This is a genomic window from Oceaniovalibus sp. ACAM 378, from assembly GCF_008085915.1.
Taxonomy (GTDB): domain Bacteria; phylum Pseudomonadota; class Alphaproteobacteria; order Rhodobacterales; family Rhodobacteraceae; genus Oceaniglobus.
Genome location: NZ_VSJK01000011.1, coordinates 41604 through 61136 on the forward strand (window position 1 = coordinate 41604; position 19533 = coordinate 61136).

Annotated in this window: 19 protein-coding genes and 2 pseudogenes; 9 read left to right on the forward strand and 12 right to left on the reverse strand. The window is 61.8% G+C overall.

From position 1 onward, the window contains the following. Positions 1 to 53 precede the first annotated feature (53 nt). Positions 54 to 371: pseudogene (locus tag FQ320_RS15560) on the forward strand (IS481 family transposase); the annotation flags it as partial. A 413-nt stretch (positions 372 to 784) separates the two neighbouring features. Beyond that, on the forward strand, positions 785 to 1060 hold the full coding sequence (locus FQ320_RS26450; protein ID WP_255509533.1) for an IS110 family transposase: 276 nt from the start codon (positions 785 to 787) through the stop codon (positions 1058 to 1060). On the opposite strand, the gene FQ320_RS15575 is transcribed toward FQ320_RS26450, so the two are convergent. The 7 genes from FQ320_RS15575 to FQ320_RS15605 are packed head-to-tail and all read right to left on the reverse strand — an operon-like array spanning position 980 to position 6527. Beyond that, positions 980 to 1192: a type II toxin-antitoxin system CcdA family antitoxin gene (locus tag FQ320_RS15575; RefSeq protein WP_370513077.1), complete on the reverse strand. Its 213-nt coding sequence runs from the start codon at positions 1190 to 1192 to the stop codon at positions 980 to 982. The two genes, FQ320_RS26450 and FQ320_RS15575, sit on opposite strands and share 81 nt — an antisense overlap. Positions 1193 to 1223: 31 nt before the next feature. Beyond that, positions 1224 to 2150 (reverse strand): isoaspartyl peptidase/L-asparaginase family protein, encoded by a 927-nt coding sequence (locus FQ320_RS15580; protein ID WP_148473871.1) that lies wholly within the window; start codon positions 2148 to 2150, stop codon positions 1224 to 1226. Further along, positions 2147 to 3064, reverse strand: a complete 918-nt coding sequence (locus tag FQ320_RS15585; protein ID WP_148473873.1) for a polysaccharide deacetylase — start codon at positions 3062 to 3064, stop codon at positions 2147 to 2149. The genes FQ320_RS15580 and FQ320_RS15585 overlap by 4 nt, the downstream gene beginning before the upstream one ends. Beyond that, positions 3061 to 3816 (reverse strand): SDR family NAD(P)-dependent oxidoreductase, encoded by a 756-nt coding sequence (locus tag FQ320_RS15590; protein WP_148473875.1) that lies wholly within the window; start codon positions 3814 to 3816, stop codon positions 3061 to 3063. The genes FQ320_RS15585 and FQ320_RS15590 overlap by 4 nt, the downstream gene beginning before the upstream one ends. Further along, entirely contained in the window at positions 3807 to 4832 is a 1026-nt protein-coding gene (locus FQ320_RS15595) for a ketopantoate reductase family protein (RefSeq protein ID WP_148473877.1), read from the reverse strand. The genes FQ320_RS15590 and FQ320_RS15595 overlap by 10 nt, the downstream gene beginning before the upstream one ends. Further along, entirely contained in the window at positions 4829 to 5530 is a 702-nt protein-coding gene (locus FQ320_RS15600) for a creatininase family protein (RefSeq protein ID WP_148473879.1), read from the reverse strand. Before FQ320_RS15600 ends, FQ320_RS15595 begins: the two co-directional genes overlap by 4 nt. Beyond that, the gene (locus tag FQ320_RS15605) at positions 5517 to 6527 is read right to left on the reverse strand and encodes a GntR family transcriptional regulator (RefSeq protein ID WP_255509534.1); all 1011 of its coding nucleotides are present in this window, start codon (positions 6525 to 6527) and stop codon (positions 5517 to 5519) included. Before FQ320_RS15605 ends, FQ320_RS15600 begins: the two co-directional genes overlap by 14 nt. A gap of 185 nt (positions 6528 to 6712) precedes the next feature. Here FQ320_RS15605 and FQ320_RS15610 point away from each other — a divergent pair, with 185 nt between their 5' ends. From FQ320_RS15610 to FQ320_RS15640, 7 genes are all read left to right on the forward strand, one after another. Beyond that, positions 6713 to 8281, forward strand: coding sequence for an ABC transporter substrate-binding protein (locus tag FQ320_RS15610; protein ID WP_148473881.1), 1569 nt, complete (start codon positions 6713 to 6715; stop codon positions 8279 to 8281). Positions 8282 to 8382: 101 nt separating this feature from the next. Further along, positions 8383 to 9357, forward strand: coding sequence for an ABC transporter permease (locus FQ320_RS15615; RefSeq protein WP_148473883.1), 975 nt, complete (start codon positions 8383 to 8385; stop codon positions 9355 to 9357). After that, complete coding sequence (locus FQ320_RS15620) at positions 9357 to 10295, forward strand: ABC transporter permease (RefSeq protein ID WP_148473885.1); 939 nt, start codon at positions 9357 to 9359, stop codon at positions 10293 to 10295. The genes FQ320_RS15615 and FQ320_RS15620 overlap by 1 nt, the downstream gene beginning before the upstream one ends. Next, positions 10292 to 11257 carry an ABC transporter ATP-binding protein gene (locus FQ320_RS15625; RefSeq protein WP_148473886.1) on the forward strand — a complete coding sequence of 322 codons (966 nt, stop codon included), beginning with the start codon at positions 10292 to 10294 and terminating at the stop codon, positions 11255 to 11257. The genes FQ320_RS15620 and FQ320_RS15625 overlap by 4 nt, the downstream gene beginning before the upstream one ends. After that, positions 11254 to 12279, forward strand: coding sequence for an ABC transporter ATP-binding protein (locus FQ320_RS15630; protein WP_148473888.1), 1026 nt, complete (start codon positions 11254 to 11256; stop codon positions 12277 to 12279). Before FQ320_RS15625 ends, FQ320_RS15630 begins: the two co-directional genes overlap by 4 nt. Beyond that, positions 12276 to 13748, forward strand: a complete 1473-nt coding sequence (locus tag FQ320_RS15635; RefSeq protein ID WP_148473890.1) for a carboxypeptidase M32 — start codon at positions 12276 to 12278, stop codon at positions 13746 to 13748. The genes FQ320_RS15630 and FQ320_RS15635 overlap by 4 nt, the downstream gene beginning before the upstream one ends. 102 nt (positions 13749 to 13850) lie before the next feature. Next, positions 13851 to 14180 carry a recombinase family protein gene (locus FQ320_RS15640; RefSeq protein ID WP_255509535.1) on the forward strand — a complete coding sequence of 110 codons (330 nt, stop codon included), beginning with the start codon at positions 13851 to 13853 and terminating at the stop codon, positions 14178 to 14180. Here the strand turns inward: FQ320_RS15640 and FQ320_RS15645 are convergent. The 5 genes and pseudogenes from FQ320_RS15645 to FQ320_RS26850 all read right to left on the reverse strand — a co-directional run. Further along, complete coding sequence (locus FQ320_RS15645) at positions 14135 to 15181, reverse strand: Ldh family oxidoreductase (protein ID WP_148473892.1); 1047 nt, start codon at positions 15179 to 15181, stop codon at positions 14135 to 14137. The two genes, FQ320_RS15640 and FQ320_RS15645, sit on opposite strands and share 46 nt — an antisense overlap. A gap of 7 nt (positions 15182 to 15188) precedes the next feature. Then, positions 15189 to 16460 carry a TRAP transporter large permease gene (locus FQ320_RS15650; protein ID WP_255509547.1) on the reverse strand — a complete coding sequence of 424 codons (1272 nt, stop codon included), beginning with the start codon at positions 16458 to 16460 and terminating at the stop codon, positions 15189 to 15191. A 19-nt stretch (positions 16461 to 16479) separates the two neighbouring features. Further along, complete coding sequence (locus FQ320_RS15655) at positions 16480 to 17046, reverse strand: TRAP transporter small permease (RefSeq protein ID WP_148473896.1); 567 nt, start codon at positions 17044 to 17046, stop codon at positions 16480 to 16482. Positions 17047 to 17177: 131 nt separating this feature from the next. Beyond that, positions 17178 to 18161, reverse strand: coding sequence for a sialic acid TRAP transporter substrate-binding protein SiaP (locus FQ320_RS15660; RefSeq protein ID WP_148473898.1), 984 nt, complete (start codon positions 18159 to 18161; stop codon positions 17178 to 17180). A 488-nt stretch (positions 18162 to 18649) separates the two neighbouring features. Then, positions 18650 to 19473: pseudogene (locus FQ320_RS26850) on the reverse strand (hypothetical protein); the annotation flags it as partial. Positions 19474 to 19533: the final 60 nt, after the last annotated feature.

Consider the following 19533-nt stretch of genomic DNA (forward strand, 5'->3'; position numbering starts at 1 on the left):
CGTTTTTCATGGCAAGATCGGTTCTGAGGGACATTCGAGAGGGGGGTGCGACCATGTTGATCCATCTTCACAAACAGGCGACGATGACACCAAAGATAAGGGCGGCGATTCAGGCCAGCGACGAACCTGCATCAGCCCTGGCGGAACGCTTCGGAACGACTGAGCAGACGGTGTATAAATGGAAGCACCGCGACAGCGTTCACGACCGCAGCCACACGCCGCACCGCCTGCAAACGACGCTGACCCCAGCCCAGGAGGCCGTTGCGGTGGCCTTGCGCACGACGCTGCTGGTGTCGCTTGATGACCTGCTGGCGGTGGTGCGCGAGTTCCTGAACCCGAATGCCTCTCGCTCTGGGTTGGACCGTTGCTTGCATCACCGCCAGCGCGCCGCATAATGAAACCAACCAGATGAGCCGAACTCTCTTTTAGTTTAAGCAGCTCTTGGTTCCAAAAACCCTGACGACGGACAGTTCCGCCGCATCATGCCGAATGCACTGTTTCGGAATCACGGACAAAGGCAGCGTAGACAAAGCCCTGGCACGGCTGTGGCTTGCCTATGGCGACAGATCGCGGCCTGTGTTCACCTTGCCGCGTCCTTCGACCTGAGTGGCGAGGGCCACCCGCGAGGCAGAGCTGATCCCCTTGGGTGAGCTGCAACGTCTGATCGGGCGCGAGTTACACGGCGAGGACTGGGCGACATCGAACCTCCCCGCCCGCCGCAGGCAAACTGGATGCCTGAACCGAGAACTGCATCTTCGGCGAGGATGCCTTCTTCCCGGCGTGGATGGTGGATATCTCCAGCGACCACTATGAACTCGACCTGCCCACGGCCAAGAAGCGGCTGGGCTGGACGCCGAAGCACAGTTTCGGGAATTGGTCGATCATTGCTGCGGCGATCACAACCTTTGCGCCGCCGATAGAGACTTTCTCAAAAGACCGCGACGTCGCGGCCTGTGTCTGCCTCAAACCCAGACAGCACTCAAGCGGCGGTAAAAAGCGGCCTGGGCGGACGTCGAAGATGGGCCACCGCCGCGCGCAGGCCGTTTTGCACCGCGCGTGAGAGATTGATTTTGAACCCGCGCCCCTGCGCCAGAAAATCAGCATCAAGCGACAGATTGGTCGGTTTGCGCGGCTGTACTGTCATCGGGGCACCTTTGTTGCAGGTGCACAGAAGATAGGATGCCTGGACCATGCGCGTCACTCATGCGCATGGTCCGTGTGGATCACCGATAGATCAGCGTCTCGAAGTCGCCGTCCTGGGTGACCGATCCGCGGTACATACCGTCGCAGTTGAACGGCAGGGTGATGTTGCCCTTTGCGTCCACCGCGATCAGCCCGCCAGAGCCGTCATTCTTGCCGAGATCCTCCATCACCACATGGCGCGCGGCGTCTTCCAGCGATTGGCCGGCGTGGCGCATTCTTGCGGCGATTTCGGCGGCGGCGGTATAGCGGATGAACACCTCGCCGTGGCCGGTGCAAGAAACGGCGCAGGTGGCGTTGTCGGCATAGGTGCCCGCGCCGATGATCGGTGTGTCACCCACCCGGCCCGGTGCCTTGGCGGTCATTCCGCCGGTCGATGTGGCGGCGGCAAGGTTGCCGTTCACATCGCAGGCCACCGCGCCGACAGTGCCGTGACGGCGGGCGGGGTCGTTGTCTTCGATACCTTCGGCGCGCATTTTCATCGTCGATTGCAGCGCGTCCCACCGTTCCTGAGTAAAGAAATAGGCGGCGTCTTCGAACGGCAGTCCGGCATCGCGCGCGACCTTAAGAGCGTTTGGCCCGATCAGCATGACGTGATCGGTGTTCTCCATCACCGCGCGGGCGGCGCGGATCGGGTTGCGCGGACCAAAGATGCCGCTGACAGCGCCCGCCATGCGGTTCCTGCCGTCCATCACCGAAGCGTCCATTTCCTGCACGCCTTCGGTGGTGAACACGGCGCCGCGCCCCGAGTTGAACAGCGGTTCGTCCTCAAGCGCGCAGACCGAGGCGGTGACCGCATCCATCGCGCTGCCGCCTTTGGCCAGGATTTCCTGCCCTACCTCAAGCGCGCGGCGCAGACCGGCGTGGTATCCGGCCTCCAGCGCGGGCGTCAGGTTTTTCGGCAGTATGGTGCCGGCGCCGCCATGGACGGCCAGTGAAAATTTGCTCATTTGGTGCCTTTCTGCGGCTGGTTCGGGGACATGCCCGCCTGATCGGCGCAGTATTGCGCGATTTCCGCGTGGGTGGCGACCCAGCAGTCGCCCTTGGCGGTGATACGCTCAAGCAGCTCTTCGAGAATGAAGATCCGGCTGCGATAACCGGTGACATGGGGGTGCATGGTCAGCAGGAACAACCCGCCCTCGTCATAGGCGCCCTCGAACTCCCGGGTGAAAATATCGAGCACAGCCGCCGGCGGCGTATAGGGGCGTTGCGCGCCGAACCGATTCATCATGAAGTAAACCGCATCGTCGCGAATCCACTCGACCGGAAGTTCGACTATGCCGGTGGGTTCGCCATCGGCAAGGATTTCGTAAGGATCATCATCGGCAAACAACGAACTGTCGTAAACAAGTCCCATTTCCCGCGCGATGGCGAGAGTGTTGGGGCTGTAATCCCACGACGGTGTGCGCATGCCAACCGGACGCTTGCCACAGATCTTTTCCAGCGTATCGGCGGAACGCAGCATCAGGTCGCGTTCGGTCTCGGCGTTCAACTTGGTGTTCAGCTCGTGAATCCAGCCGTGAATGCCTATTTCGTGACCATCTTCGGCCAACGAGCGCTGTTCGTCGGGGTGCAGCAGGGCCGAGACGGCGGGGACAAAGAAACTCGCCTTTGCGCCGAAACGGTCAAGCACTTTGCGAATCCGCGGGATGCCGCGCCTTGTGCCGAATTCGCCCCAGCTGAGCCGAGAGACCGATGCGCCGCCGTCGCGCAGCTCGTTGGTTTCGTGGTCGCTGTCAAACGACAGGGCGACGGCACAACGCGCACCGTTTGGCCATTTTTCGGGCAATAGGCTGCGACCTGCGCGGACGGCGTTAACCTTGCCGCGCCATGTGGGTTCGTCCCATTCGTGTGGCTCGCTCATGCGTGTCCTCCATCAACCTGAATGATCTGTCCGGTGATCCATGCCGCCCGATCCGAGCACAGGAACGCCACTGCATCGGCAATATCGCTGGCCTTGCCAAGGCGGCGCATGTGGATATTGCCCATGATCTGCTGTTGCCGTTCCGGGCCGAAAGCGTGCCATTGTTTTTCCGTCGAAGGGTTCGACAGGATGAAACCGGGGGCGACGGAATTGACCGTGATCCCTGATGGCCCCAGTTCCAGCGCCAGTTGTTTGGTCAGCCCGACAAGCGCGTGTTTTGCGCTGCAATAGGCTTGAATCCCGGTCAGGCTGGCCTTCAGGCCCGCGCCCGATGATATCGTCACGATCCGGCCTGAACCGCGTGTCTTCATCCCCGGTGCAAAGCCTTGCGCGCACCACATCGCCGCGTCGACGTTGGCGGCAAAGATCGCGGCCCAACCGGCGGCGTCGATCTGTTCGAGCGGGCGGCCGATCTGACCGCGCACGCCCCCCGCAGCGGTGATCACCCCGTCAACCGGCCCGTGGCGTTCGGTGACTTCGGCGCAGACGGCAAGGGCGGCGTCGCGGTTGCCCAGATCGCCGGCATGGCAGGTGACGCCGGGCAAGGCGCAAAGCGGCTCTAACCCGGCGCGATCAATGTCGATGGCGGCGACGGATGCGCCCGAGTCGACCAGCGTTTTGACGATGGCGGCACCGATGCCCTGTGCCGCGCCGGTGACGGCGAATGTCTGGCCTTCGAATGTCAGCTGCATAGGGGCAATAACCTTAGCAAAAGTTCGGTGGATTGGACCTCGCGGCCGTCCTCGATGTCGTGGATCAGGGTGCAGAGCAGTTCCAGCGCGGGGGTGGCGACGCCGTGGGTGCGGCCAATATCGACCAGCACACCGACCTGTGCATCCACCTCGGTCTTGCGTTTGCGCACGGCAAGATCGCGGTAGATCCCTGAATGGGTTTTCGCCGTCTTGCGGTTGTGGCCGACCATGGTGTCGAGTGCGGTTTTGATCCGCGCCGGGTCGCCGGTCAGGAAGCCTTCCGGATCAAAACCGTTGAACCCCAGCGGCGTGACACCCTCGGCGGCGGCCAGTTGCATCACCTCTTGCCCGAGCCTTGCATAGACCGGGCGGGTGGCGGCCGGGTCCATCGCATCGGACATCGAGTCAGGCGTCAGCGCCGTGGCGAACAGCAAAGCGCCATAGCCAAGCTTGCCCCAGAGATAGCCCCAGATGTTGTCTGTCGCCACGGCGTCGGGTTCGACCAGCGAGAACAGCGCGTGCATGTCTCTCAGACGGTCAGTCATTGAACCGTCCAGCTCGCCCAAGGCCACCGCCGCGCGATTGCCATAGAGAATGCGGCCCGGTTCCAGCCAATCCGCGCCGTAATTGACGAAACAGCCCATGGTCCGCTCGGCACCAATTTTATCGGCGATCACTCTTTCATTCAACCCGTTCTGCGCCGACACGACAAAGCCGTCTGCCGCCAGATGCGGCATCAGCATCTCCATTGCGCCCGCCGTATGGTGCGCCTTGACCGCCAGGATCACCCGGCGGAATGTGCCGGTCAGCGTGTCAGGCGTGTCGGCGGTCAGGGCTTGGGTGAACTCCTCGACCGGGCCTTCGATCCGCAGCCCGGACCGCATGGCGACAACGTGATCTTCGACGATATCGACCATATGCACCGCATGACCGGCGCGGGCGAAATAGGCACCAAGGATCCCGCCGATCGCGCCGGAACCCCAGATCAGGATTGGATCATTCTGCGCGTCACTCATGCCCAGTCACCTTGCAGCAGGGCGCGGGTTTCTTCCACCGCGATGCCCCAGATCCGGTGCATGTCCTCGTCGGGTTTCTGGTAAACGCCGCCGTAATTGCCATCGCCGATCAGTTCGCGCACGCCTGCCGCGTTGCGGTCGCGCAGCCGGTCGAAATCGACGAAAGGTTTCTGGTGGTTTGGCAGGGCGCGGCCCTCAAGCCTTGTCCAGGGAAAGTTCTCCATCCATGACGCGTGCGAGGCGATCGGATCAAGTGTCTGCACCGCGTCCCATGTTTTGGGTGCACGCCACCAGTCGTGGAACCGGCAACGGGCGCCGTCGCGGTCCTGCATCCATTCGGCGCAGACCGGCTGCACCGGCGCGTTGCCGCCATGGCCGTTGACGATCAGAATCCGGCGAAATCCGGTGTCATAGAGACTGTCGAGGATGTCGCGGATCAGCGTCGCATAGGTGTTGAGTTTCAGCGAAACCGTGCCGGGGAAGCCCATGAAATACGGCGTCAGACCATAGGGAACGGCGGGGAAAACCGGCACGCCCAAAGGCTCGGCGGCGTCTGCGGCCATCTTTCCGGACAGGATCGAATCCACCGAAAGCGACAGGTGGGCGTGTTGTTCGGTGCTGCCCAGAGGCAAGACGCAGCGGTCATCGGTTTTCAGGTATTCCTCGACCTCGAACCAGTTGCTTTCACTTATCTTCATTGGTGGTCTCCTTTGTTCCGGCGCGGACCCGCATTCTGTCGATCAACGGCAGCAGTTCGGTGCGGACGGTATGAATATCGGGGGTGTGGCGGTATTCGATGGCGGTCTGATCGGGGCGCAGCCGGTCGCGCAAATAACCCGCGCCGGTCGAATGGATCAGGATGCTGCATTGCTCGAGCTTTGCGGCCAGATCGGGCGCATCGCGGGGCAGCGCGGTGATATGGCCCACATGGGGCGCGAAACGGCCGATCCCGGCCTTCAGCACGCTGAGAAAATCGTCAAAATACGACACGGCGGTGACTTCTGCCTCGGGGGGGAGGGCCGCCAGAGCGATGCGCGTCGTCTCGTTCGGGATCAGCACCATATCCGCCATCGGCGTGTCTGGGAAATTCCGCTGGGCCTCGGCGGTCAGCGTGCGGGGGCAAAACAGCAGATCGGCCCGGGGCAGAGGGGCGGTTTCACCGACGATCCAGGGGATCGCAATGTCGCAATCTCCAAGATGCGGCAACAGGTCTTCGGCATAGGCGGCGGTCGCATCGCGGAACGTGCCGACCACGAGAATCCGCAGCGGATGCGAAGTGGTTCGCGGCGCAAGCGACACCCGATACGCCACATCCTGCGGCGACAGACCCAGATCGCGCCCGGTGGCGATCAATTCGGCGATCTTGCGTTCAAAGGCGGCCAACTGTCCGGCCCCGGCCATGGCTGCGCGGCCCCGGTCGGTGACAAAGGTGCCCGAGCCGATCCGCCCTTCGATCTGGCCACGCTCCTGCAAGGCGGCGTAAACCGTGCTGACCGTCACCGGCGACAGGCCCAGCTTGGCGGCCAGTTGCCGCACCGAGGGCAGCCGCGCAAGGGGCGCGATTTCACCCGTCGCAATGCCGTATTCCAGCGCGCCACGCAGTTGCACCGACACGGAAACCGACGACGACGGATCAATCGCGGCGGCGATACGTGCAAAGGTTGGGGCCATCCCGTTGGAGTCTATGCTGTTCATAAGAGTATCAATATAGGATAACGCTTTTCGGATCAGAGCCAGATTACAGGCATAGCGTCGCTGCGCAAGCCCGTCCGGCGCAATTATATTTCCGAGTTAGGCTAAAATTCGCACTAATCACACTTGACGTAAAAAAGAACTGCCCTGTAGTGTTATAGATAACTATAACAGATGGAGACATGGGAATGCTGAAAACCACACTCAAGTCGGGCATAGCCGCGCTGGCCCTTCTTGCCGCCGCCCCCGCCGCCATGGCGGATGACCTGATCATCGGGTTGCGCGCCGGTCCCGATTCAATCGACCCGCATTGGTCGACCCTGGGCAGTCAGGCCGAGGCCCTGCGCCATGTTTTCGACACCCTGGTCGATGTTGACGAAAAACTGCAGCTCAAGCCCGGTCTGGCCGTGAGCTGGGAAGTGATCGACGACACGACCTGGGAATTCAAAATGCGCGAAGGCGTGAAATTCCACGACGGCAGCGATTTCACCGCCGAGGATGTCAAATTCTCGATCGAGCGTATCCCAGAAGTGACCGGCCCGATGCCGATGACGCTTTATACCAAATACGTCGATTCCGTCGAAGTGGTCGATGATCTGACCCTGCGCGTGAAAACCAAAGGCATGGCACCATCGCTGCCCAACGATTTCACCCGCCTGTTCGTGGTATCCTCGGACACCGGCATGGAAGCCCGCAACGAGCAGTTCAACTCGGGCGAAATGGCGATCGGCACCGGCCCGTTCACCTTTGTAAGCTGGCAGCCCAAGGGCGATCTGGTGGTCGAAAAGTTTGACGGTTACTGGGGCGACGCGCCAGCCTGGGACAAGGTCACCCGCCGCGAAATCCCCGACGATGCTGCCCGTGTCGCCGCGTTGAAATCGGGTCAGGTGGATCTGATCAACTATGTGCCCGCCACCGATTACATTTCGATGAAGAACGACGACAGCCTTGAAACCTTCGTGTCGGATTCGGTCTATATCCTGAACGTCGCGCCAGTGGTGAAAGATGTATTGCCGCAGCCGATCATAGTGAACGGCAAGGCGTTGGATGTTAATCCGCTGCAAGACCTGCGCGTGCGCAAGGCGATGGATCTGGCGATCAACCGCGACGTGCTGGTCAATGTCGTGCTTGAGGGTCTGGGCACACCGGCAAACCAGCTGATGCCCGAAGGGTTCTTTGGTTATTCCAGCGAAATCCCGGCGCCAGTCTATGACATCGAACAAGCGAAGGCTCTGCTGACCGAAGCCGGTTATCCGGATGGGTTCGAGATTGATTTCACCTGCACCAACAACCGCGTGCCCGGCGATGCCGTGGTTTGCGAGGCGCTGGCGCAGATGTGGTCGCGTCTGGGTCTGAAGGTCAACGCGCAGGCGCTGAACGGTACGGTTTTCTTCCCCGCCGCCCAGCGTGAAGAATACACCATGACGATGTCGGCATGGGGCACGCTGACCGGTGAAGCTGCTTATACCTATGGTGCGCTGGTGCACACCAAAGACGAAGAAAAGGGCTTTGGCAACTTTAACCGCGCAGGATATTCGAACCCCGAATTCGACAAGGTGTTCGGTGAAGGGTCGCAGACTCTGGACCCCGACGCACGCAAGAAACTGTACGAGAAAGCCTCCTTTATCGCCATGGAAGACCGCGCCTTGATCCCGACCGTGATCCTGCAAAGTGTCTGGGCGGCCAAGGCGGGCAAACTGGACTTTGTCCCGCGGATCGATCAGGAAACCCGCGCATACGCAATCACGCCGGAATAATCCGGCTCACTTGAGGCGGCGCGCCAGATCCGGCGCGCCGCTTTTCCACGATACGCCGACCCGACCATTTCCGGCGGTAAAGGCGAAACGCGAGGTTCCTGATGTTCGGTTATCTGGTCGGAAGACTGTCACAGGCGGTCGTCGTCGTTTTCGTCATGTCGGTGATCGTCTTCGTCGGGGTCTATGCCATCGGCAACCCGATTGATGTGATGATCGATCCGGGCGCAACGGCCGAGATCCGCGAAAACCTGATCCGCCAGTATGGGCTGGATCAACCGCTGTGGCGGCAATATTTCACCTTTATCGCCAATGTGTTCCAAGGCGATCTGGGCAATTCCATGGTCTATAACATCCCGGTCACCTCGCTGGTGTTCTCGCGGCTTCCGGCGACGCTTGAGCTGGTGATGGTGTCGGTTTTCATCGCCTCGGTCATCGGCATTCCCGCCGGGCTTTACGCCGGCTACAAACCGAACAGCATCGCCGCGAAACTGATCATGGCGCTCTCGGTGCTTGGGTTTTCGGTGCCTACCTTCTGGATCGGCATGTTGCTGATCATGGGTTTCGCGGTCGAGCTTGGCTGGCTGCCCTCGGGCGGGCGCGGCGCGGTGGGCGATTTCCTGTGGTTCAAGACCTCGTTGGCGACATCGGATGGTTGGGCGCATGTGATCATGCCCGCAATCAACCTGTCGCTGTTCAAGATGGGTCTGCTGATCCGTCTGACCCGCGCCGGTATGGTCGAGGCGATGGGCGCCGAATATGTCCGCTTTGCCCGCGCCCAGGGGTTGCCCGACCGCGAGATCGTATTTTCCCACATCCTGCGCAATATCTCGATTCCGGTCGTCACGGTTTTCGGTCTCGAACTCGGCTCGACCCTTGCTTTTGCGGTGGTGACGGAAACCGTGTTCAACTGGCCCGGAGTCGGCAAGCTGATCATCGATTCCATCCTGCAACTGGATCGCCCGGTGATGGTGTCCTACCTCGTGATGGTGGTGGTGCTGTTCGTGTTCATCAACCTGACCGTCGATCTGATCTATGCCCGGCTTGATCCGCGCGTGCGCCTGAAAGGAGGCTCGTAATGTCCGAGACCCTGATTCCGGGCGGCAACACTCTCGCGGTTCCTGCCGCGCCCCCCGCCGAAACCCGTGTCATGCGGATGCGAAATTTCTGGTCCGATTATCGTCGCTCCTGGGTCGCGATTGCCGCGCTGATCGTCATTGTCGCGCTGATCGTGGGATCGTTCGGGGCGCCCTGGCTGGTGCCGCAAGACCCCTATGATCTGGCAAATCTGGATTGGCTGGATGCGTTCCTGCCCCCCGGCACCGAAGGCTCTGGCGGCTATGTGCATATTCTTGGCACCGACAACGCCGGGCGCGACATGCTGTCGGCGATCCTTTACGGGCTGCGCACCAGTTTTGTGATCGGTATTTCCGCCGGGGCTCTGGCCCTGACCGTGGGGATCACCATTGGCCTCACCGCCGCCTATTTCGGCGGGAGGATCGAGGCGTTTCTGATGCGGATTGTCGATCTGCAACTGTCGATGCCGGCGATCCTTCTGGCGCTGGTCATGGTGGCGATGCTGGGACAGGGTGTGGCGCAGATCATTCTGGCGCTGGTCGTCGCCCAATATGCCTATTTCGCCCGGACCACCCATGGCGCGGCCTCGGTTGAACGCCGCAAGGATTATATCGAGGCGGCACGCTCGACCCCGCTGCCGACCCGGCGGATCATGTTCAAACACCTGTTGCCGAACGTGTTGCCGCCGCTGATCGTGGTTGCAACGGTACAGGTCGCCAGCGCAATTTCGCTGGAGGCGACCCTGTCGTTCCTTGGCGTCGGACTGCCGCTGACCGAACCCTCGCTTGGAACGCTGATCTCGAACGGGTTCAAATATATTCACGCCGGGCGGCCTTGGCTGTCGATCTATCCCGGTCTTTTCCTGATGGTCACGGTGGTGGCGATCAACCTTGTGGGCGATCAGGTCCGCACCGTAATCGACCCGAGGAACAGCCGATGACCGCCGCACTTGAGGTCAGGGGCCTGACCACCCGCTTTGAAACTCGTGGCGGCGATGTGACTGCCGTGAACAACGTCAGCTTTTCGGTGGAAAAGGGTCGGATTCTCGGGTTGGTCGGTGAATCCGGCTCGGGCAAAAGCGTCACCGGGTTTTCAATTCTCGGGCTGATTGATCCCCCCGGCGAAGTCTGCGCCGGCGAGGTTCTGGTCGACGGCAACGACCTGCGCAAACTGTCCGACGAAGACATGCGCAAGATGCGCGGCAACCGGGTTGCCATGGTGTTTCAAGACCCGATGATGACGCTGAACCCGGTTTTGCGCGTCGGCGATCAGATGGCCATGGCCGTGCGGGTGCATCGCAAAATGTCGAAAGCCGAAGCCTGGGAGGAATCCCGCAAAGCGCTGGATACCGTCGGCATCCCCTCGCCCGAGGAACGGTTGCGCGCCTATCCGCACCAGTTGTCGGGCGGGATGCGGCAACGGGTGGCGATTGCCATGGCGTTGTTGCACAGCCCGGCGGTGATCATCGCGGATGAGGCGACGACTGCGCTTGACGTGTCGATCCAAGGGCAAATTCTGGCCGAAGTGCGCGATCTGGCCGACCGCACCGGGGCTGCCATCGTCTGGATCACCCACGACCTTGCCGTGGTGTCGAGCCTGGCTGACGACATCTGCGTCATGTATGCGGGCCGGATTGTCGAACGCGGCACCGCCGAACAGGTGATCGGCCAACCGCGCCATCCCTATACCAAGGGGCTGCTCGATTCGATTCCGGCGCGTCACGAACCGGGCACGCCGCTGCCGCAGATCCCCGGATCGACGCCACAGCTTTCGCGCCTGCCCTCGGGCTGTCCGTTCCGCCCGCGCTGCCCTCGCGCGACCGAGGTCTGCGCCACCGAACCGCCCGTCGTGACCGTCGACGGGCAGACCGTGCTGTGCCATCATCCGTTGGAGCGTACATGACCGACCCCATCCTGAAAATCGATCACGTTTCCAAACGCTTTACCCGGATGCCGGGGCTGGCCGAGCGGTGGGTGGGCAAATTGACCGGCGGTGGCAAACCCGTCGTCGTGCACGCTCTGTCGGATGTGTCGCTTGAGGTGACAAAGCGCGAGGTGCTGGGCATCGTCGGTGAATCCGGCTGTGGCAAATCCACTCTTGGCCGGGTTGTCGCGGGAATTTATGCCCCGAGCGACGGCAGCGTCACCCTGCACGGCAAACCGATTGCCCGCGAACATGGCGGCAATGTCGACAAGCTGACCACACAGGTGCAGATGATCCATCAGGACCCGTTTGCGTCCTTAAATCCACGGATGAAGGTGGGCGAGACACTGGCCGAAGGTCCACGCCATCACAAGATCATCCCGGCCAATCAGGTTCGTGAACGGATGCGCGAACTGCTGGAAAAGGTTGGCCTTGAAGGCGCCTATGCCGACCGACTGCCGCACCAGTTTTCCGGTGGTCAGCGCCAGCGCGTCGCCATCGCCCGCGCCCTTGCCATGGAGCCCGAGGTTCTGGTGCTGGACGAGGCTGTCGCTTCGCTCGACGTCTCTATTCAGGCGCAGGTGCTGAATCTGTTCATGGATCTGCGCCGCGATCTGGGTCTGACCGCGCTGTTCATCAGCCATGATCTGTCGGTCGTGCGCCATGTCTGTGACCGGGTGGCGATCATGTATCTCGGGCGGCTGGTCGAACTGGCCCCGGCGGACGAACTCTATGCCGAACCGAAACACCCCTATACACAGGCGCTGTTTGCCTCGGTGCCCACGGTCGGGACCGGCAAGGGGCGGTTCGAAGCGATCAAGGGTGAAATCCCCTCGCCGATCGACCCGCCGCCGGGCTGTGCGTTTCACCCCCGCTGCCCCTTTGCCGGGCCGCGGTGCCGCGCAGAAGTGCCGCGCCTGACCGGGGCGGGCACCGCGCGCACCGTCGCCTGTCACCTGAATGACGGCGGAGTAGAGATGAAAACGGAGGCTGCGGCTTGACCAGTGATCTGAAGGCCCGTGTCGGCCAGTTGAACGATATCCTGTGCACGGTGAATACGCTGAACTGGGATGCCCGCACCCAGATGCCAAACGGCGGCGCCGAAACCCGCGGCCAACAGATCGCCACTCTGATGGGCATCGCGCGCGAGATGATCCTTGATCCGGCGATGCAGGATGCGGTGGACGCGGCAGGCGATGACCCGGCCGCCGCCGAAGTTCAGGGCGCGATCCGTCACCATTCCCGCCTGCCCGCCGAATTGCTGCGTCAAAAGGCAGAACAGGCCACCGTCGCCAGCGCGGCATGGCAAAAGGCGCGGGAGACTTCGGATTTCGCGCTGTTTCAGCCGCATCTGGAACGGGTCGTCGCCCTTGCCCGGCAAAGCGCCGAGGCTTTGGGCTATGACGGTCACCCCTATGACCCGATGGTGCAGATCTATGAACCGGGCGAAACGGCGGCGAGCCTGTCGGCGTTTTTCGACCGGCTGCGCGCCGGTATTCTGCCGGTGCTCGATCGCGCCCGCGCCCGCCCTGCCCCGCGGACCGATTTCCTGTATCGTGATTTCCCGCCCGAATTACAGCAACGCTTTGCCGCCGATACTGCCACCGCCTTGGGCTATGATTTCAGCCGGGGGCGGCTGGATACTGCCGTGCACCCGTTCGAGGTCAGCTTTACCCGTAACGATGTGCGGATCACCTCGCGTTGGCCGCGTGGTTACTTGCCGATGTCGATCTTCGGGTCGATCCACGAGGTTGGCCACGCTCTTTATGAACAGGGGGTCGCGCCACAGCATACGCGCGGGGCCTTCGCCACCGATATGATCGGGCTTTATGCCGTCGGCGGCACAAGTTTCGGGATGCATGAAAGCCAGTCGCGGCTGTTGGAAAACCACGTTGGCCGCACGGCCGCCTTCTGGGCGGTGCATTATTCCCGGTTGCGCGACACCTTTCCCGAGCAGCTGCGCAATGTCACTGCCGAAGAGTTCATCGCCGCGATCAACCGTGTCGAACCGGGCCCGATCCGAGTGGAATCCGACGAACTCACCTATGATCTGCACATCATGTTGCGGGTGAAAATCGAGATGGCGCTGATGGATGGCAGCCTTGCAGTGGCTGACATCCCCCATGTCTGGCGCGAGGCGATGCAAAAGGATCTGGGCGTCACGGTTGAAAACGACGCGCAGGGCTGCCTTCAGGATGTGCATTGGTCGGTCGGCTATATCGGGTCTTTTCCAACCTATAGCATCGGCAACGCGACCGCCGCGCAACTGATGGGCCATTTCGACGAGTCCGCGCCCGATGTCCGCCGCGCGCTGGACCGTGCCGACACCGGGCCGCTGCGCGCCGCGCTTGGCGATGCGGTCTGGCAACATGGCCGCACGCTCAGCCGGGCTCAGATCCTTGAGCGGCTTGGCCTCGTGGCGAATGATACCACCGCCTATGTCGATTATCTGGCCGGCCGGTTCGCCTGATGAGGTAACAGCCAAAGGTGACGGCGCGGTGTGACAGTCAAAACCGTAAACAGCATGGGAGAGCCAGGGTTGTGACGGTTTCACCGGCGGAACCATCCAAATGTGACAGAGCCCCATGGCCCCTATCGGATATGCCCGCGTCAGGATCTTGCGATCCAGATCGACCGGTTGAAACAGGCGGGCTGTGACGTCATCCACTCGGAAACCGGCTCGGGCGCAACTCGTCACGAACTGGCGACCGTGCTGGAATTTCTCCGCGCCGGTGATGTGCTGGTCATGCACCGGTTGGGCCGCTCGACCCGCGCCGTGCTGAACCTGTTGCACGCGCTGGCGGTGAAATCGTCAACCTCGGGTTGTCGAAAACCCACCAGCGCGGACCAATCCGTTCAGCCGACCGGGGGCAGGCCCAGTTCGGTCGCCAATTCGCCGTAACTCCGCTCGGTCACCGGGTCGAGCGTGATGCCCTCAACCCGGCGGCGGGCGGCAACAGCCCATTCGCGGTCGCCCGGGGCCATCACCCGCGCCCCGTCACGGGGGGGCGACGCGCGCAGGGTCTCAAGGTATCGCAATACCCCTGCCCGCACGATGTCGGCCCCGGCGAATGCCTCGGGGTCCAGCGCGATGACAAAGGCCCCAAGCCCGCGCGGCGTCGAGAAATCGGGCCCGCCCATTGGCGCAATCTCGGGCGACAGCTTCATCCCGGTCAGGACCGCCGACAGGATTTCAGCCACACCGCCCAATGCCGCACCCTTGAACCCAAAACCGGCCCCAAGCGGAGCCAGCATTTCCACCAGATCGGGGTTGTTTGTGTCCTGCCCTGCCCCGTCAGAGGCGACCCCGTCCGGCAGGGCTGTGCCGGTCGAACTGTAAAGTTGCACCCGGTTATAGGGCACGGCGCTGGTCGCCATATCCAACAGCCAGGGATCGCCGCCGGTCGGGCAGACCACCGAAATCGGGTTGGTGCCGTGGAACCGCTCGGCCCCGTCATGCAGGCGCACGAAACTGTCGGAGTTGCAGGTGACCAGCGCCAGCATCCCCCGTTCGGCGGCGCGCATCGCATAGGCCCCCGCAGGCCCGAAATGCGACGAATGGGTGATCCCCACCGCGCCGATCCCGGCCTCGGACGCCAGATCGCAGGCGTGATCCATCGCCGCATAGGTCGCGCGCGCGCCTTGCGCATTGTCGCCGTTCAGCATTCCCGATCCGGCGCGGGTGCGGGTGAACTGCAACTGCGGTGCCTTGTTCAGCCGCCCGCCCTGCAACGCCTGAGCATAGTGGCCGAGCAGCCGCACACCATGGCTGTCCACCCCGTGCAGCGTGCCGTGCATCATCGAGGCCGTGCAATCACGGGCGGTTTCGGTGTCGGCGCCCACGCCCGACAGGACAGCGCGGCAGAAGTCGGCCAGCGTTTCGGCAGGTACAGTCAGTGTCATGGAACCTCTAGCGATAAATCAGATTGGGCAACCACATGGTCAGACCCGGAACGAAAGTGACCAGCAAAAGCACGATCACCAGCGGAATAAGGAAAGGCGCAGTGCCGACGACACATTCTTCGAATGGGATCTTCGCCACCCGCGCCAGCACATAAAGAACCATGCCCACCGGCGGTGTCAACAGCCCCAGCATCAGGTTCAGCACCATGATCACCCCGAAATGCACCGGGTCGATCCCCAGCACGATGGCAATCGGCAAAAGCACCGGCACCATGATGGTGATCGCGGCGACCGTCTCCATGAAACAGCCCACGGCGAGCAGGATCAGGTTCATCAGGATCAGGATCACCCAGGGCTTGTCCGACACGGTCAGCAATCCGGCGGCGAACTGTTCAGGCACCCGGTTCGACGTCAGGATCCAGGCAAAGATCGCCGCGGCGCCGACCACCAGCAAAACCACCGCCGTGGTTTCGATCGTGTCGAAACTGACCCGCAGAAACCGTGGCACGGTCAGGGTGCGATAGACGACCACCCCGAGGAACAGCGCCCAGGCACAGGCGGCGACCGCCGCTTCGGTCGGGGTGAAGGCGCCGGTCAGGATGCCGCCAACGATGATCACCGGGGTCAGCAGCGACAGGAAAGCGCGCTGGAACGTTGACCACAGAACCGACCAGTAAAACTCCTGATCGCGGCCAAATCCACGGGTGCGCGCCATGATCGCGATCATGATCATCAGCGACACCGCCATCAGCATGCCGGGGATGAACCCCGCGACGAACAACTGGCCAATACTGGTGCCTGCGACGACTCCGTAGATCACCATCGGCAAGGACGGTGGAATGATCGGCCCAATGGTCGAGGACGCAGCAGTGATCCCCACCGCGAACTTGGTGTCATAGCCCGCGTCGCGCATCGCCTTGATCTCGATCGCGCCCAGCCCCCCAGCATCGGCCACGGCCGCGCCCGACATGCCGGCAAAGATCACCGAGGCGCCGACGTTCACATGCCCCAGCCCGCCGCGCATCCAGCCGACCATCGCCAGCGCAAAGTTGAAAATCCGCTCGGTGATCCCGGCGGTGTTCATCAGGTTGCCGGCAAGGATGAAGAACGGCACAGCAAGCAGCGGGAAACTGTCGACGCCGTTAATCATCCGGTGCGCCACAACCATGGTCGGCGGCGTGCCGTTGGCAAAGATGAAAACCGCCGAGGATCCGGCCAGCGCCACGGCCACGGGCACGCCGAAAACCAGCATCCCGAACAGCATTACGAAAAGCCACATGATGTCCAAAGGGGCGCTCCTAGTCGATTGCGCGGATATGATCCGCAAATTTTTCGGGATCGATCAGCTTGGACGTTCCGTCACGCAGGTGCACCCAGGTGTTCCAGGCGGAATAGAGCGCCATACAGACAAAGGCCGCGACAACGATCCAATAGACCGAGGATTTCGGGAACTCGATCGACACCATCATCTGCCGGGTGCGCCCGGCGATCTGCGCGCTGAGAACCGCGAGCATGATAAAGAACGAGGTGGTGATCACGTCGATCAGGAACTGTCCGATCCTGCGCCCGGTGCGCGGCACCCAGCGATAGATGAATTCAACCGCGATATGGCTTTGCTTGCGTGTCGCCATGATCGAGCCGATGAAGGTGACGCCGATCAGCAGGAACCGGGCGATCTCCTCGGTCCAGGCAACGGAGTCGTTCAGCACATAGCGGGTGAAGAATTGCAGGAACACGACTCCCGCCAGCACCCAGAACAAGATCAGGACGATGCTGTCATCCCATCGCTGATCTGACAGGTCGATCTTTTCTTCCTCAAGCACGACAGGCGCGGTGAGATGATGATCGTCGGGCGGAGTTTTCATCGCGTATCCCTGTGGGTCGGGTCTTGGAGATCGGAACCGGGCAGATCGGAATCAGGCTGGTCGAAATCGGGCATAACAAGATCGGGCAGGACGCATGACGCGCCCTGCCCCAGTCTTATAGTGACAAACCGTTATTCGATGGCTTGCAACCGGTCATAGGTTGCCTGATCCCAAGTCGCCGCCGGACCGTTGTGCAGCTTTTTCACCGCTTCGATGAACGGACCACGGTCAACTTCATTCACCGTCACGCCTTCGCCACGGAACCACTCGGCCAGCTCGCTTTCGGCCTTGATGATCGCGTCGGTGGCACAAACCGAAGTTTCCTGTGTCACCTTGGTTAGCGCCTCGCGGTCGGCCTCGTCCATGGTATCCCAGGTCGGACCACCAACGATGGTCAGCAGCGCATCGGTGATATGGCCGGTCAGGTTGATGTCCGACTGGACCTCATAGAACTTCTTGGCCTGAATCGTCGGCAGCGGGTTTTCCTGTGCATCCACGGTGCCCTGCTGCAACGCCAGATAGACCTCGGCAAAGGCGATCGGCGCGGGGTTGGCACCGACGGCCTCGGGGAACATCATGTAAAGCGGTGCGTTCGGCACGCGGATCTTCATACCCTTCATATCCTCGGGCACGAGGATCGGCTTGTTCGACGTCACATGCCGCGCGCCGTAATAGGTCATCGCGGTAATATGGTTGCCCGATGCCTCGGAATAGCCCTGCGACATTTCGGCGAACAGATCCGAATTGCGGAACTTGTCCCAGTGATCATAGTCACGGAACATGAACGGCGCGCCACCAATGGCGATCGGTCCAAAGGCGCGGCCAGCAAACAACTGTCCGGTATAGATGATGTCAACGGTGCCGAAACCCAGCCCCTCGTTGATGTCCACTTCCTTGCCCAGTGACGAGGCCGGGAACACTTCGATCCCGTAACGGTCATCGGTGGCGGCTTTCAGCAGGTCATTCGCAGCAACGGCGCAGGTGTGGTAAGGCTCGCTCGATTCATAGACATGGGCCCACTTCAGCGTGGTCTCGGCCTGTGCCAATGCAGGCATCAGGCCCAGCGTCACAGCCGCGGCAGCCGTCGCACACAGATAATTTGTCGTCAGTCTCATGGTGTCCTCCCCGGGATCAGTCTTGGCACCGGTTTGTTCTCCGGCGCTCAGATGTGTACACTGTATAAGTTGCGGGGGAGGTGGCAAGCGTGACCTTTAACGTGCGGGCACCTTTTTTGACCACGCGCGGACCGGAACAGCCGGGCAAGGGTCAGGCAGCGGGCAGAGCAGATCGGCCCCCTGCCCCGACGTGTCATTTTTTATTCTTTTATATCAAGTATTTGCGATATTATTATGCAATAACTTTTCCCGTGGGGAAGATCGCCGCCTTCCAGCACTTCGCGGGGGTCGCAGCATAGACATGTGCCAAGATGGACGCCTTCGTGGCTTTTCGAAGTTGCGACACAACCGGAACATCCGCCCCCGGCGGGTTGATCTCCCTCAGCGGCCTGTATCGATGCGCTTTCAGCAGGCCGATCATCCATGAGAAAGGCAGGAAGGTCAGAGTCGCTGACGCTCTCATTCACTTTAGCATCCACCCCCCCCTACCCTTCCACACTGCTTTCGCCGTGCTGTACCACCAGATCGCCTTGGCGCAGGACCTCGGGCAACCAACCGCTGCTCTTCCGCAGCCGCTCGGCCTTGGTCGCTATATCCCCTTTCTTGAGGTGATCCAGGAGCTGTTCAGTCCCCTCCCCTTTTGGCCTCGCGCACGGCCTCAATGATGCGGGCCTTGGATACAGGGTTCCGATAAGTGTCCACGAAGCAATGAGCCAACAGCGACAGTCGCGGCGCCTGATCGAGTTTCGTCAAATAGTTCCAGAGGCCGCGTCGTCGCCAAGCGGCAGATCGGCCTCCCAGACGGCGTGCCGTTCGTCCGCGCCCAGTGCCACCGGACTATTCAGATCGGCAACTTGCGCGGACCGTGTCCCCCCCAAGCAGCCCCGGGGCGCACCCGTCGATTGGAACCTATCGGTCATCAGCTTTGACAAGAGCAGCGTCAAAGCAACATCGGCAGAGCTCCCGATGGCCTCCCCGGAGGCGAGTTTCAGTCGCTGTTTGACGATCTGCGGCGTGACGAAGATGGCAGCTGCGATTTTCTCATCACCCTGCCCGTTCGCGCGCAGCGCAGCGAAGGTATCGAACTGGTCGAGCGGGTGCAGGGCTACACACCGCATGCTCTCGGTGAAAGTGTCGTTCTCGGGCAGGATGTCAGCCTGCGTCCCGGACGATGCCGGGGATGGGTGTTGTTTTAGTCAAACACTCCTGCTCAACAGCAGCGACAGAGCCGGAGGCGTCGCCCGCCAGCCGGGATCTCAAACTTGCCAGTCTTGATTCCGTTATCGTCGAGCACCGGCAGCACGCTCAGGTTCGGCGAAGGGGGCTGGATTAGTTTCTGGACTATTTTCGCCATCGGTTGTTCTCCACGATG